Annotated in this window: 11 protein-coding genes and 1 CRISPR repeat array; of the genes, 10 read left to right on the top strand and 1 reads right to left on the bottom strand. The window is 36.2% G+C overall.

Annotated features, from left to right (window positions below):
* Nucleotides 1–155 precede the first annotated feature (155 nt).
* The 10 genes from cas5c (at nucleotide 156) to JFL43_RS16605 (ending at nucleotide 13,926) form a co-directional block, all read left to right on the top strand.
* Nucleotides 156–878, top strand: coding sequence for a type I-C CRISPR-associated protein Cas5c (gene cas5c, locus JFL43_RS16650; protein WP_200749955.1), 723 nt, complete (start codon nucleotides 156–158; stop codon nucleotides 876–878).
* On the top strand, nucleotides 879–2,798 hold the full coding sequence (cas8c, locus tag JFL43_RS16645) for a type I-C CRISPR-associated protein Cas8c/Csd1 (protein WP_200749919.1): 1,920 nt from the start codon (nucleotides 879–881) through the stop codon (nucleotides 2,796–2,798).
* Complete coding sequence (gene cas7c / locus JFL43_RS16640) at nucleotides 2,795–3,661, top strand: type I-C CRISPR-associated protein Cas7/Csd2 (RefSeq protein WP_200749918.1); 867 nt, start codon at nucleotides 2,795–2,797, stop codon at nucleotides 3,659–3,661. Before cas8c ends, cas7c begins: the two co-directional genes overlap by 4 nt.
* Nucleotides 3,642–4,301, top strand: a complete 660-nt coding sequence (gene cas4, locus JFL43_RS16635; RefSeq protein ID WP_234447850.1) for a CRISPR-associated protein Cas4 — start codon at nucleotides 3,642–3,644, stop codon at nucleotides 4,299–4,301. Before cas7c ends, cas4 begins: the two co-directional genes overlap by 20 nt.
* Nucleotides 4,301–5,332 (top strand): type I-C CRISPR-associated endonuclease Cas1c, encoded by a 1,032-nt coding sequence (gene cas1c, locus JFL43_RS16630; protein WP_200749917.1) that lies wholly within the window; start codon nucleotides 4,301–4,303, stop codon nucleotides 5,330–5,332. The genes cas4 and cas1c overlap by 1 nt, the downstream gene beginning before the upstream one ends.
* A 10-nt stretch (nucleotides 5,333–5,342) precedes the next feature.
* Nucleotides 5,343–5,633, top strand: coding sequence for a CRISPR-associated endonuclease Cas2 (cas2, locus tag JFL43_RS16625; RefSeq protein WP_200749916.1), 291 nt, complete (start codon nucleotides 5,343–5,345; stop codon nucleotides 5,631–5,633).
* 158 nt (nucleotides 5,634–5,791) lie between these two features.
* Nucleotides 5,792–9,065: a CRISPR direct-repeat array (repeat unit 32 nt; unit sequence GTCGCACTCTACATGAGTGCGTGGATTGAAAT).
* Nucleotides 9,066–9,278: 213 nt separating this feature from the next.
* Nucleotides 9,279–10,043: a helix-turn-helix domain-containing protein gene (locus JFL43_RS16620; RefSeq protein ID WP_200749915.1), complete on the top strand. Its 765-nt coding sequence runs from the start codon at nucleotides 9,279–9,281 to the stop codon at nucleotides 10,041–10,043.
* Between the two features lie 252 nt (nucleotides 10,044–10,295).
* On the top strand, nucleotides 10,296–10,718 hold the full coding sequence (locus JFL43_RS16615) for a hypothetical protein (protein ID WP_200749914.1): 423 nt from the start codon (nucleotides 10,296–10,298) through the stop codon (nucleotides 10,716–10,718).
* Nucleotides 10,719–10,775: 57 nt separating this feature from the next.
* The gene (locus JFL43_RS16610; RefSeq protein WP_200749913.1) at nucleotides 10,776–11,633 is read left to right on the top strand and encodes a M15 family metallopeptidase; all 858 of its coding nucleotides are present in this window, start codon (nucleotides 10,776–10,778) and stop codon (nucleotides 11,631–11,633) included.
* Between the two features lie 820 nt (nucleotides 11,634–12,453).
* A complete protein-coding gene (locus tag JFL43_RS16605; RefSeq protein ID WP_200749912.1) occupies nucleotides 12,454–13,926 on the top strand; it encodes an ATP-binding cassette domain-containing protein in 1,473 nt (490 codons plus the stop codon).
* A 621-nt stretch (nucleotides 13,927–14,547) separates the two neighbouring features.
* On the opposite strand, the gene JFL43_RS16600 is transcribed toward JFL43_RS16605, so the two are convergent.
* Complete coding sequence (locus tag JFL43_RS16600) at nucleotides 14,548–15,261, bottom strand: GTP pyrophosphokinase (protein ID WP_200749953.1); 714 nt, start codon at nucleotides 15,259–15,261, stop codon at nucleotides 14,548–14,550.
* Nucleotides 15,262–15,329: the final 68 nt, after the last annotated feature.

Raw genomic sequence — 15,329 nt, 5'->3', positions numbered from 1 at the left:
CTATATAAGCGACAAATTTATACTATCATTTTTCTAGGTAACAATGAAGCTTTCATATATTACATAATTGAATTGACTATTTAAATGGGATATATTACAATATCTTTATCGGTTAATTCTGACTAATGTTATTAAGGAGAGAAATTATGAAAAAAATAAGGAATCAGATTGAATTCATTGTGTACGGTGACTATGCCTTGTTCACTGATCCGCTCATGAAGCTTGGTGGGGAAAAGCTTACAACTCAAATTCCTAGCTATGGTGCTTTAAAAGGTATTGTCGAATCTATTTACTGGAAACCTTCCATAATTTGGGTTATAGACGAAATTCGTGTTATGAATCAGATCCGTATGGAGTCAAAAGGAATTCGTCCAATTGATTTTGGTGGTGGTAATACGCTCGCGAACTATACGTATTTACGTGATGTAGCATATCAAGTTCGTGCGCATTTCGTGTTCAATGAGCAACGCAAAGATCTGGAAGCGGACTTCAATGAATTTAAGCATCATAATATCGCAAAACGATGTGTAAATGCTGGTGGACGAAGAGATATTTTTTTAGGTACCCGCGAGTGTCAGGCCTATGTAGAGCCTTGTGTTTTTGGTGAAGGAATAGGTCATTACGATGAAGTTGGTGAGCTGCATTTTGGGACAATGTTTCACGGTATAAGTTATCCAGATGAGACAGGTCATGGAGTAATGGCAACGAGATTATGGCAACCTGTTATGAAAAATGGTGTGATTCACTTTGTTCATCCTGAAGAATGCACACTTGTACGTCCAATTCGCAAAATGGAAACAAAGAATTTTCAGCTTAATGAAAATATGCAATCCGTGGAGGAATTGTATGAAGAAATTTTCCAAGGGGGAGGTGACTAAATGAGCTATTTACGAGCGTTATATGAAACGTATGAAAATAATCTTGATAAAGCTGGAGAAATTGAACCCAAAATAACCCGAGACGGTAAAAAAATGATTGAGTATACACTATTACCGATTTCTCATACAACACAAACTGCTCATATAGAAGTGACTGTTGATATGAACGGAGATTTATTTGAAGCAAAAGTACTTGATAAAGTAAGTGTTATTTTACCATTTACCGAGGAATCCGGTTCTCGAGCTGGGAAAAATTATGTGCCTCATATGTTGCATGACAAGTTAATGTTTGTTGCAGGTGATTTTGTCCAATATACAGGACAAGAAGATAAAAAAGAAGGTTATCAGAAATACATTAAACAACTTCAAGCATGGTGTGAGTCACCTTATAATCATCCTGACATAAATACGATTTATAAATATGTAAAAAAGGGTACGCTTATTCAAGATTTAATATCATCTAAAATTTTGCATATAGATGGACTTGGAAAGCTACTAAAAAAGTGGAGTGTAAAAAGTGAAGAACCAAAACCTGAAATATTTTCTGTTTTAACGGGTGATCAGGAAAGCGCGTTTGTACGTTTTAACGTTCATCACCCTGGAGCAGTTACCGATGATGTATGGAAAAATAAAGATATTTTTAAATCGTATATTGATTTTTATAACACAAAGTTAAAGGATAGTGATATTTGCTATGTAACTGGGGATGTATCACCAATTGTGGAGCGACATCCTAACAAATTACGTAATTCAGGAGATAAGGCCAAGCTTATTTCTGGAAATGACAGTAGTGGATTTACATTTCGTGGGCGTTTTATGAATACAAATGAGGTCGCAAATATTAGCTATGATGTTTCGCAAAAAGCGCATAATGCTTTGAAATGGCTGATTGATAAGCAAGGAAGAACAATTGATGGACGAGTATTTCTTGTATGGGGTTCGAAAAACATTGATGTGCCTCAAGTATCTGAAAATCTAGCTGACTCATCGAATTCTATACTATTAAACTTATTCGAGTTACCAAAAGATAATAAAACTGGAACTAGAAGTGGATTAGCTAATAAATATACGCAGTTACTTTCGGGAATTGGTAAAAATATTGACATCAAATTAGCTGAGGAATCAAAAGTCTATATTCTAACAATAGATGCGGCGACACCTGGTCGCTTAGCTGTTTTAAATTATCGGGATTTAGATATTAATGAGTATTTTGAGCGACTACTTACTTGGCATGATAGTTGTAGCTGGCGTCATATGCGAAAAGTTGAGAATGAATGGAAAGAGTTTTATGGATCCCCATCGTTTTATACAATTGCACATGCGGCTTACGGACCTAGACCAAGCGATAAAGTAGTAAAAGGTGTTATGGAGAGGCTACTACCATGTGTCATGGATGGCCGTCAAATTCCATTAGATATTGTACAAAATGCTATACAACGCGCATCCAATCCACTTGCATTTGAAGGGACTTGGGAATGGCAACAGGCATTAAGTGTAGCGTGTTCAATTGTGAAAAAACAATGTGAAGGGGAGGACTATACCGTGGCTTTAGATAAAACAAATACAGAACGAGATTATCTATATGGGCGCTTGCTAGCAGTAGCAGATGTATTGGAAAGAAATGCTTTAGGGAAAGAAGAAAATCGTCCTACAAATGCAATACGTTATATGAATGCATTTGCACGTAATCCAGAAAGAACTTGGTCTACTATTCAAGCAAATTTGCAACCATATATTATGAAGTTAAGAGAGAAAGGTACTTTCTTTACGAAACTAATTGATGAAATAGGTTCGCAATTTAACTATGAAGAATTCAATAATAAATCATTAAGTGGAAAGTATTTGCTAGGTTTCTACAGTCAACGCCAGGATTTATATACAAAAAAAGATAAAGCAGAAGAAGGGGAGAGAACAATATGACAACATTAGATCACAAAATCGATTTCACAGTTATTTTTTCAGTGCAAAATGCAAATCCGAATGGAGATCCGCTAAATGGAAATCGTCCTCGTCAAAACTTTGATGGCTATGGAGAAGTATCAGATGTGTGCATTAAACGCAAAATCCGTAATCGCATGCAAGATGCTGGTGAAACAATTTTTGTTCAGTCAAACGAGCGTACAACAGATGCTTATAAAAGTTTAAGAGAACGTGCTGATGCAAATGTTGAATTGAAAGAAGTGAGTAAAGGAAAAAATGCAGATCCAGCTATGTATGAAAAAATCGCTTGTGAATCATGGTTCGATGTTCGTGCATTTGGACAAGTATTTGCTTTTAAAGCAGAGTCAAAAGGTCAAGGTGTTTCTGTAGGAGTACGTGGCCCAGTTTCGATTCATCCGGCGATTAGCCTTCAACCCATTAATATTACGAGTCTTCAGATTACTAAAAGTGTGAACTCAGAATCAGGTGACAAAAAAGGGTCTGATACGATGGGTATGAAACACCGTGTAGACTATGGTGTATATAAGTTCTCAGGAAGTATTAATACACAACTAGCAGAAAAAACTGGATTCACAAACGAAGATGCGGAAAAATTAAAAGAAGCTTTAATCACATTATTTGAAAATGACGCTTCTTCTGCACGTCCTGAAGGATCAATTGAGGTCCATAAAGTATACTGGTGGGAGCATAATTCCAAGATTGGTCAATATTCATCAGCTAAAGTACATCGATCTCTTCAAATTGAAGCGAAATCAGAGAATGCTCAATCATTTGAAGACGATTTCGAATTATCATTAAATGAACTTGAAGGTTTAAAGGTAAATGTTTTCGACGGAAAATAATGAAGCTGATTATTTAATGTTGTCTGGCATTCAGCATTTTCGCTTTTGCCAACGTCAATGGGCGCTCATTCATATCGAGCAACAATGGGAAGAAAATGTAAAAACTATTGAAGGCCAGTTTATTCATACGAAAGCAGATCAACCTTTTATTCGTGAAAAACGGGGTAATAAATTAATTGTGAGAGCGTTGCCAGTGCGCTCTCAGTATCTAAATACTAGTGGTATTTGTGATGTCGTTGAATTTGTAAAACATCCAGAAGGTGTGAACTTACAGGGGGAAGATGGTTTATACATACCTATCCCGATAGAATACAAGCGGGGAAAGCCTAAGAAGGGACAAGAAGATGTTGTCCAACTGGTTGCTCAAGCCATGTGTTTGGAAGAAATGTTACTATGTGAAGTGAACGAAGCATATTTGTTTTACGATGAAATTAAACGCCGGGTCCGAGTTGAAATCACTGATGAAATGCGTGCTGAGGTACGATCAATATTTAAGCAGATGCACCATTATTACAATCAACGGTATACGCCAAAAGTAAAAATAGGAAAGTTTTGTGAAAGTTGTTCGCTCAAAAATATTTGTATGCCAGAATCTATGCATCAAGAATCAGTTAGACAGTATATGGAGAGGTATTTATAATGAGAAAACTATTAAATACATTATATATTACGACACCTGATATTTATCTATCTCTTAATGGTGAAAATATTGTTATAACACAAGAGAGTAATCAACTTGGTCGTTTGCCATTACACAATCTTGAGGGTGTTTGTACATTTGGTCATGCAGGGGCAAGTCCAGCGTTAATGCATGCCTGTGCAGAAAGAAATATTTCCTTAACATTCTTGTCCCGATCTGGTCGCTTTTTAGCCCGTGTGATTGGAGAAAGTAAAGGGAATGTGGTGTTAAGGAAAACACAATATCGTATTTCAGATAATGAAATGGAAAGTGCAAAAGTTGCCCGTAACTTTATTTTTGCTAAGGTCTCGAATCAAAAATGGATACTTGAGCGTGTAACACGTGATTATCCAATGCGTGTTGATGTGCCAGTATTCAAAGAGACATCTAAGTATTTGTCTGAAATGATGCGCAAAATATTAAATACAAACGATTTAGACCAACTTAGAGGATTTGAGGGGCAGGCTGCGAGTAGTTATTATAAGCTCTTTAATGAGATGATTTTACAACAAAAGGACGATTTTTATTTTATCACCCGTAATCGACGTCCTCCTACAGATAACGTAAATGCTCTATTATCTTTTTCGTATACATTATTAGCGAATGATGTAGCAGCAGCATTAGAATCTGTGGGTCTAGATGCATACGTTGGTTTTTTACATCGTGATCGCCCTGGCCGCGCTTCACTCGCACTAGATTTAATGGAAGAACTAAGAGGAGTAGTAGCAGACAGATTTGTTCTTTCGCTTATTAATAAAAAAGTAATCCAATCAAAAGACTTTTTGAAAAAAGAAAATGGTGCGGTTTTATTAACCGACGATGCTAGGAAGAAATTCTTGAAAGCGTGGCAAGAACGAAAACAGGAACAGCTCACACACCCTCGCTTAAAAGAAAAAATTACTTGGGGATTAGTACCTTATACGCAAGCCTTATTACTTGCAAGATTTTTAAGAGGAGATTCGGATGAATATCCACCTTTCCTTTGGAAATGAGGTATGTTCTATGTTAGTACTGATTACTTATGATATTAGTACAAAAAATAAAGCTGGAGAAAAAAGGTTACGGAATGTTGCAAAAGTATGTGAAAATCATGGTATTCGCGTTCAAAATTCAGTGTTTGAGTGTGTTGTCAATGCAGCTCAATTCACTCAATTAAAACTTACTTTGAATGAAATTATTAACAAAGAAAAAGATAGCATTCGCTATTATCAGCTTGGTAACAATTATAAATCTAAGGTCGAGCATGTAGGAGCAAAAGAAAGTATTGATGTAGAAGATACATTGATTTTTTAGTGCGAATAGGAAGCTAACATAAAACTTCAAAGGGGTTCGCACCAAAATATAGTCGAGAAATGTATTTTACATCTATTTGTTTTATGTCTAAAGATTTACTGATTAATTTTTTTTAGCAATAAAATGAGTTTTTTGTTATTGAGCACTCATTTTTTGCAGTCGCACTCTACATGAGTGCGTGGATTGAAATAATTGCAACAAGAGTATTGTGAAAAAACTGGCGCGTCGCACTCTACATGAGTGCGTGGATTGAAATTCATCAACTCCAACACTCAGAGAGCTACCAACAGTCGCACTCTACATGAGTGCGTGGATTGAAATATCACTCAATCCCCATTCTGCTTTTTGCTCTTTCGTGTCGCACTCTACATGAGTGCGTGGATTGAAATATCAAATGAGGTAGAGTTTTCAACGGTTTCAACAACGTCGCACTCTACATGAGTGCGTGGATTGAAATCCAATCTCAGGAGCTTGTAGCGATCCAGACGGAAGTCGCACTCTACATGAGTGCGTGGATTGAAATAAACAAGGCTTCTGGTTTTTGCGTCGGATGAAAGTCGCACTCTACATGAGTGCGTGGATTGAAATAATCGAGATACACGCGTTTTAATTTTTGCGTCTGTCGCACTCTACATGAGTGCGTGGATTGAAATCCCAATAAGGAATTTTGTATTAACGCCTTTTGCTGGTCGCACTCTACATGAGTGCGTGGATTGAAATTACTGGATATTATTGCAGTAGAAGACCATGTGGATGTCGCACTCTACATGAGTGCGTGGATTGAAATACGGTCACTAAGCCTAAGTATTATTATAGTAAATGTCGCACTCTACATGAGTGCGTGGATTGAAATTTGTAAAGAATCTTTGAATTCACACGCGCCTCCGTCGCACTCTACATGAGTGCGTGGATTGAAATTTGTCTAGCCTCATAGATAAGTCGTTCAGAAAGGTCGCACTCTACATGAGTGCGTGGATTGAAATGGATGTTTATGTCCATTCTCCAACACCAGGAGTGTCGCACTCTACATGAGTGCGTGGATTGAAATACCGCATCCATAATTTCACGTTGGTAAGGTGCACGTCGCACTCTACATGAGTGCGTGGATTGAAATGTATTTGAAGGCTTTCCATTAACTCGCAGCAACGGTCGCACTCTACATGAGTGCGTGGATTGAAATATATCTTTGATTCGCTTCGTTAGATAATGCGGTGTCGCACTCTACATGAGTGCGTGGATTGAAATCTGAATGGTCATCTTTGATTAAATTACCGTTGTGTCGCACTCTACATGAGTGCGTGGATTGAAATGATGTACGGCTGAACCACGCTTCCAATTGCTTTAAGTCGCACTCTACATGAGTGCGTGGATTGAAATTAAGGATTTAGTATACGATTTAGTACTTATCGTGCCGTCGCACTCTACATGAGTGCGTGGATTGAAATATTACCCTTCTGCGTGTTTACCGTTACAATATCGTCGCACTCTACATGAGTGCGTGGATTGAAATACCTAATCGCTGAGATTTATTTAGGTTAAACGCGTCGCACTCTACATGAGTGCGTGGATTGAAATAACCGAACATCTTTTTGTACGTGCTCCGCATACCGTCGCACTCTACATGAGTGCGTGGATTGAAATGATAGATTGTACCTGCACCTTTAATCCTTCAACATCGTCGCACTCTACATGAGTGCGTGGATTGAAATTCCAGTACCTGAACTAGACCGCCCTCTTGATTTTGGTCGCACTCTACATGAGTGCGTGGATTGAAATTCCAGTACCTGAACTAGACCGCCCTCTTGATTTTGGTCGCACTCTACATGAGTGCGTGGATTGAAATTCCAGTACCTGAACTAGACCGCCCTCTTGATTTTGGTCGCACTCTACATGAGTGCGTGGATTGAAATTCCAGTACCTGAACTAGACCGCCCTCTTGATTTTGGTCGCACTCTACATGAGTGCGTGGATTGAAATTCCAGTACCTGAACTAGACCGCCCTCTTGATTTTGGTCGCACTCTACATGAGTGCGTGGATTGAAATAAGCAGTGCCGATGGAGTACATGACATCCATCGACTGTCGCACTCTACATGAGTGCGTGGATTGAAATTTATAACTGGAGCGGAAATGAATTTTCAAAGCGTCGCACTCTACATGAGTGCGTGGATTGAAATTGTAAACGAAAAATGGTCTTGGGTTATCCCCTTCAGTCGCACTCTACATGAGTGCGTGGATTGAAATTTTCAAACTGGATGTGTATCTTGCCTCGTATTCGTCGCACTCTACATGAGTGCGTGGATTGAAATAAAATAATGCAGATTTAACAAAGACGGGCCTCATGTCGCACTCTACATGAGTGCGTGGATTGAAATAAAGGATCACATCCTTTTTGTTTTTTAAAATCAGTCGCACTCTACATGAGTGCGTGGATTGAAATTAAGGATCACATCCTTTTTGTTTTTTAAAATCAGTCGCACTCTACATGAGTGCGAGGATTGAAATGATGAAGATAAAGTTAAACGTAAAGCACTAGCTGTCGCACTCTACATGAGTGCGTGGATTGAAATTGCAGGGGATGAGGGTGATCCATTAGATTTGGCGTCGCACTCTACATGAGTGCGTGGATTGAAATAGCAGGTGTAATTCCCCAACCTTTACCTTCTCGCGTCGCACTCTACATGAGTGCGTGGATTGAAATATCGACCTCATCTAAGATACCTGCAGCACCTCTAAGTCGCACTCTACATGAGTGCGTGGATTGAAATCACATAGGTTGCATCCAATGGGATGATTGATTCGTCGCACTCTACATGAGTGCGTGGATTGAAATCTTTCTTATAACGTTCATTGTTACGCTGAAAGTTACGTCGCACTCTACATGAGTGCGTGGATTGAAATTGCATTTTCACGGAATTCTTCAGGCAAGTCAGCAATGTCGCACTCTACATGAGTGCGTGGATTGAAATGAATAGTTCGCCGATGTCGTAGTTCGTATGAGAGGTCGCACTCTACATGAGTGCGTGGATTGAAATAACGTGGCCAACAAGGTTTACTTCGGAACCATTTGTCGCACTCTACATGAGTGCGTGGATTGAAATAGGCAATTGGAAGTTACCTTTGTAGTACCACACATAGTCGCACTCTACATGAGTGCGTGGATTGAAATAATGTTTTTTCTTCTGCTGTTTTGCTGTGTTTTTGTCGCACTCTACATGAGTGCGTGGATTGAAATAAAACAGCAATGACAATAATGACCGCAGGCATTTCGTCGCACTCTACATGAGTGCGTGGATTGAAATTGGAACATCTAAAGCTGTTCTTAGATCAGAACGGTCGCACTCTACATGAGTGCGTGGATTGAAATTGTTGGAAGTTCAATCGTTTCAAGCTGTTGTTCAGTCGCACTCTACATGAGTCCATGAATTGAAATAATTAAGTAAAATAATAATTTCTCACGTAGACTTTAGCTCCAATTCCAAAAAATCTGATGATGAAAATAGGTGTTAATTATTCCCACCTTTGTAGAAATCACTTTTCTGCTAGGTGGGTTTATTTTATTCACAACAAAGTTTTTTGATAGATTTGTCTCCCCTTTAAAATAAATCTTCTATATATCTATTAAAAGGGTAAAGGGGACAGGATTATGACTTTCACTTTATTAAACACAGTAGAAACGTATACGAGGTTACAGTCATTTGAGACGATTAGCGAATTAAATGAAGCAGTTAAGGAGCATCGTCAAAAATTCTGTGATGAGCTCACAAAGTCTGCTCTTGCAATTTTAGATATACTAGCACGTTACGCATGCAAATATATTGGTGTTTGTTATTTATCCAAAGCGAAAATCGCTGAAATGCTAGAAGTAAATATTCGGACAGTTCGCCGTGCTTGTAATACATTGGAAACGCTTGGAATTATAAAGCAGTACGCGTTAAAAAGGCATAACGGTGACTGTAGACAATCGTCTAATGCCATCGTCATTCAGGCTTCAAAAGGGAATGTCCTACCGCAATGTCCGCCCAAAGAAACTCTTGCAAAAACTAGCCATATTAAAAATACATATGATACAGGAAAACGCGAAACAGAACATCAAGCAGATGTAGTAATCTCTTTAAAAGAGGGCCTAGTAACAAAATTACCAGGTGCAATAAAAGCGATCGCACCGTTTTTCCAAATGGACGAGCTTTACCGTATCACGGGTACAATTTACAAAGCAAAAGCAGCTGTAGACAGAAATGTTTCGCTTGAAGCGCATGAAGAATTATATCGAAATACTTTACTATCCATTGTTCATGCATTGAAGCTAGGAAAGATCCAGCACTTACATGGGGCGATTTATACGGCAGTAAAGCGAGTTACAAGGAGTATTGAAATGAAGGCACTAGCAACAGTCGTTTGGTGTAATTAATATTACTGAAGGGCCAATACAGATATCCACGTTTTTGTACTGTCTATAATGTATAGATTGGTACAATTAGCAAAGGATCATGTGCTAGGTTTTTACTATCAAATCCTTGATAGGTTACGCAAATCCTAACGTTATCTTTATATTGTAGAAATGAAAACAAAATGGTATTGTTTTTATATTCTGAAAAATAAGGTGCGTCGTTTGAGTGATGTGGATTCACTGTTTAAAATATTTTGTAGAGGGTGTATGTCAATGCCGGTAGTAGCAATTAATATGATGAATGCTTTTACGATCGAAAAATTACGAGATAACGCAATTTCAAATGAACAAATAATTGAGGGTCTAGAAAAACAAGAAATGGAAAACTGGAAAGAGATTGATGCTACACTTAACTTCGATGATTTAGTAGCTTTATATCAAAATGATAGAAACGCCCTGGAAAGTGCATTAATGGATGGCTACTCAGTAAAATTTTTAACTTTTAATGGGTTGAAGAACTTATTGAAAATGCGTTTACATAAAATAGAAGGGGAAGATTTTCAAATTTGCGATACAGGATTAACGCATCTAAGTCTTTCATCTGGAGAGCTAGCTATTCTTCAGCAAATGCTCTCTATCAATTGGAGTATAGAGGGAAATACGAATGATCCAACAATCAATGTATTATTAAAATAAAGGTTATCGATTGAGAATGAACTGTCTCATAGTTGGAAGATACATAAGGAGCTGATCTTGAAATTGAATATGAAAAAAGTATTTATTGCTAGCTCAATGATTGGGCTACTTTTTGCAATTGGATTTGCTGGATTGACACAGACGGTTTCGGCTCAAGCTTCAATAGCTAAAAAATCACTAAACAAAACTTTAAAAGCAACAGCATCTGTGAAAATGAGAAAAGGCATCGGCACGAACTATAAAAAGATCACAACCGTTGAAAAAGGGATATTTGTTCAGGCAAGTAAGTACTCAAAAGGCTGGTATAAAGTGAGTGTTAACGGTAAAACAGGGTGGATCTCTGGTAAATATTTAACAGCAGCACCTGCTAACTTTAAGGAGGCTGGACTTGTTGAGGTATCCGAAAAAGATGGCTTTATCATTGACTTAAAATATGCCACAAAGAAAAACTTCATGGGCTACGCACTTTACCCAGAAGAAAGTAAAGCATTAGTGACAAAATCTACAGCAGTAAAATTAAAAAAAGCAAATCGACTGGCAAATAAACAAGGGTATAAAATTAAGATATGGGACGTTTATAGACCATTATCTGTACAATGGGAAATGTACAATAAGATACAAAATCACCTTTACGTCGCAAACCCAGCGTTAGATTCCAACCATAGTAAAGGTGTTAGTGTTGACGTGACATTAGTGGATTCAAAAGGGAAAGAGCTAAAAATGCCAACAAAATTTGACTCTTTTTCTGTCAAAGCAGGTCGCTCCTATAAAGGGAATTCTAAAATAACACAAAAAAACATGGACTATTTAACAAAGATTATGACACAATCTGACTTCAAGACGATCAGCTCAGAGTGGTGGCATTACAACGACTTAAGTACATCACACCCGACATTAGATTTACCTACGAAATAAGTAGTAAAGTAGATATGTCTTCCTCAGTTTTTTGGGGAAAATCAAAAATTAAGATAATGTATTTGATGTATCAACACACTTTTTAATCATAGATTTATGGCTGAATTAAGCATTCATATTAGTTCAGTTTTTATTTATGAGGAAAGAGGGTTTATGGAAAATTTAAGGTATATATTATTAAATGAATTTTGTTAATCCACGTAGAATGCATTACTAAGATTATGTTAAAAATGTTTCGCGTTAAATGGAATAAAGTGATTTAAAAAGTAATTTCGTGTAAAAGTGTATAATATTAACTATACATATGTTAACCTTTTTTTATTAACAGTTTACAGAGAGGTTTGAGTACAATTCTTAAATTTAAATCAATAAAAGCACAGTTAGTATTTTCTATTTTTCTATCAATATTGACGGGGTATCTAATTTTTGGGGTTTTTAAACGTTTTAAAGGTGAATTAGATTTGGGTAATACAATCTTTGTCGTTTGTTTCTTTTTTGTATTTTTTAATACAGGAACAGTATATCAAAAGTATTTAATCAAGAAAAATGAAGGTAATTAAATTGAATATTTCCCTGCATATGGTTAATTTTTTTGTATTTATTTTTAGCAGGGTATTTTTTGGGGCTATGTAATCCTAGAATTGATTAATTTATTATGATTTTCACTCCCGAACATTCGTTAAGTTCAGTACTAAAAATAAGATAATCCATGAGAATTGAATTGATACCATATTCTCTATTAATAAGAAGATAGCGCTTCCCAATGGCAAAGTTAATTGAACTATTGTGTAGAAAATACTAGTTGGAAGAGGTGATCTAAATGACTGGTAATATTCTAATAAAAAATTTGACATTTAAATATTTATCGATGCTCCAACCAATTTTTAATAATGTAAACATAAATATTAATGAAAATTGGAAGTTAGGGCTTGTTGGCAGGAATGGTCGAGGAAAAACAACCTTTTTAAAAATTCTTTTAAATAAACTAGAGTATGAAGGAACGATAGACTCAACATTAGATTATAAATATTTTCCCGTATATCCGAATAGTGATGAAGATTTGACCGCGTTAGAAGTGTTACAAAAACAAAATCCGTATATTGATAGTTGGCAAATTGAACGTGAGTTAACGTATATAGACTTGCCTCATGACATATTAGATAAAAAATTTAATGTGTTGAGTGGTGGTGAGCAGACAAAGTTGTTACTGATTGAGCTATTTTTGAATGAAAATGCCTTTCCTTTAATTGATGAACCAACCAATAATTTAGATTTGCATGGTCGAAAAATCGTTGGTCGATATTTAAATAATAAAAGAGGGTTTATTGTTATCAGCCATGACGAAGCCTTTTTAAATCAATTTGTGGATCATGTCTTAGCAATCAATAAGGAATCGATTGACCTTATTAGTGGAAATATCGATACGTGGAAATATGAAAAAGAAAATGCAGACATGTTTTCGGAAGAAAATAATGCCAAGCTAAAGGCTGAAATTAAAAGACTGAATGATGTCTCAAGTCGGGTGAAAAGTTGGGGCAACAAAAGGGAAAACAGTACGAAAGATGCTGCAGGAAGGCGCTTAGCTGCGAAACAAATGAAGCGAGCGAAAGCCATTAAAAAAAGAACGGAAGAAATGATTGAAAAAAAGGAAAGCTTGATTCATAATATCGAAAATGTGTCAGAACTAAAAATGATTGTAGAACAGCCAAGAAGACAAGTTTTGTTCTTTCGAGATTTTTCCATTTTGAGAGATGGTATGCCACTCTTTGCGCCAATCACTATAGATGTATATCCTTCTGATAGATTCTTTATTGAAGGGAAAAATGGAGTCGGTAAATCTACTCTATTAAATTTTATACTCGGAAGAGAGCAGCTAGAAACAATTGGTGAATATCGAATAAATCTACCTGAACATCTATCGATACTGAGTCAAAAAAAACAAGAGGATTTAGATTATTCCTCATTTATAAAGCGATTAACTACGAAAGAAGAAAAAGAGGAATTTTGGCATCTGTTATATCAATTAGGTATCCAGCGATCTAGTTTTTCAGATAAATCAAGTGAAAATTGGAGCTATGGAGAACAGAAAAAAGTATTTTTAGCGAATGCATTATTAGGAAAAAACGAGTTATTTATTTGGGATGAAGTGACCAATTACTTAGACATTATGATAATTAATCAGCTGATAGATGCTATCAAGAAATATCAACCAACAATGATAGGCGTTGATCATAACGAATATTACGTTAATGCCATTGCTAATAAAAAGATAGAATTAACACCATTTTTTTAATAATTCATTCTAATTTTCAATTTTATAAATTAGTTGAAAAAAGCAATACTATGGAGAGTGGCAGATAAGTGGAACGGAGATTTCCTTAAATGGGTTTTTAGAAATAAATAATGAATAGGCAGGATATGCTTTGAATGTATATAGTGATAAACCATTAGAGATGCCAGATCGCATAACCCCAAACTCCATTCGTTTTTTTTGTTTTTTAAATTTAGTAGTGTACATTTTTTATTTTGAAGAGAAAAGTGCATAGATCTATTAAAAGGTTAAACATATAGCTTTTCCATCTGAACTTAAACGGGCTATTTTAGACGGAATGCGTAATAATAACTAATTTCATAGATGGTTTGTTGCTGTATGTACGTGGGGGAAAGATTTGAATTTGGATTGCTAAATAATGTAAAAAAATAGGCTTGATTCTACCTAAAATAGAACCGAGCCTATTTTATTTTTCGTAAAAATCAACATTAAAATTTAACAGATCATTAGAAAAACCACAGTTAAGTAGTGAGAGTCCTTACTTATAAACTAAGTTAAATTGTGCCTGATTCTAGTACTAAACCAGGAAAATTTATGCTTTAATACCCTCGTAAATCCAATTAATATTCCACCTATAATAAACTACTTCATCTTATCTACAGCAATTTTTTTCATCATATCTAGCACCAGCTTCGTTGAGTCAGTATCTTCTAATGCTAAATCCTCTTGTTCTTCATGAGCGATTTCTTTTAAAATATTGATTTCATTATTAAGACTTTCCATTTTACGATCTAGTTCTGCTGCTGTAAAAGCGGCCTCTCTTAATTCATTTGTTAGGTGTTCGGGAACTTGTTTGTTGTATTTATAATAGATTTTATGTTCCAAGCTTGCCCAGAAGTCCATTGCAATCGTACGGATTTGCATTTCTACATATACATGCTCTTTACGATCCGTCATATAGACGGGGATTTTCAAAATAACATGTAGACTTTGATAACCGTTTGGCTTGGGATACTGAATATAATCTTTTACCTCGATTACTTCAATATCTGATTGCGATTGGATCATTTCACTAATTAGGTAAATATCAGAAACAAAGGAGCAGGTTATGCGAATACCCGCAATATCTTTTATATCTTCTCGTATTGCATCCATTGTTAAGGGGATATTCTTTTTACTTACTTTCTTCAAAATGCTCTCTGGTGATTTCATTCGTGTATTGACATGTTCAATTGGGTTATATTCATGAATTAGTCGAAACTCTTCCTTTAAAATCCGAACCTTTGTCCCAATCTCATCTAACGCAAATTTATATGCCATCATAAAGCGAGTTAATTCTACGCGAATTTCTTTCATGTTCTCACGATCAAATGATTTTACCTCAGTCAACTTAACATCTACACCTTTCAAAATACTTCACTACG

Origin of the sequence: Viridibacillus soli (genome assembly GCF_016612995.1) — a bacterium.
GTDB classification, from domain to species: Bacteria; Bacillota; Bacilli; order Bacillales_A; family Planococcaceae; genus Viridibacillus; species Viridibacillus soli.
The sequence above is the reverse complement of the archived record's forward strand: the minus strand, read 5'-3'. Positions and strand labels throughout refer to the sequence as shown.

Coding starts and splice junctions, on each gene's coding strand:
- cas8c (WP_200749919.1), top strand. CDS start 879: ATGAGCTATTTACGAGCGTTATATGAAACGTATGAAAATAATCTTGAT.
- cas7c (WP_200749918.1), top strand. CDS start 2,795: ATGACAACATTAGATCACAAAATCGATTTCACAGTTATTTTTTCAGTG.
- cas4 (WP_234447850.1), top strand. CDS start 3,642: ATGTTTTCGACGGAAAATAATGAAGCTGATTATTTAATGTTGTCTGGC.
- cas1c (WP_200749917.1), top strand. CDS start 4,301: ATGAGAAAACTATTAAATACATTATATATTACGACACCTGATATTTAT.
- cas2 (WP_200749916.1), top strand. CDS start 5,343: ATGTTAGTACTGATTACTTATGATATTAGTACAAAAAATAAAGCTGGA.
- JFL43_RS16620 (WP_200749915.1), top strand. CDS start 9,279: ATGACTTTCACTTTATTAAACACAGTAGAAACGTATACGAGGTTACAG.
- JFL43_RS16615 (WP_200749914.1), top strand. CDS start 10,296: ATGCCGGTAGTAGCAATTAATATGATGAATGCTTTTACGATCGAAAAA.
- JFL43_RS16605 (WP_200749912.1), top strand. CDS start 12,454: ATGACTGGTAATATTCTAATAAAAAATTTGACATTTAAATATTTATCG.
- JFL43_RS16600 (WP_200749953.1), bottom strand. CDS start 15,261: ATGAAAGAAATTCGCGTAGAATTAACTCGCTTTATGATGGCATATAAA.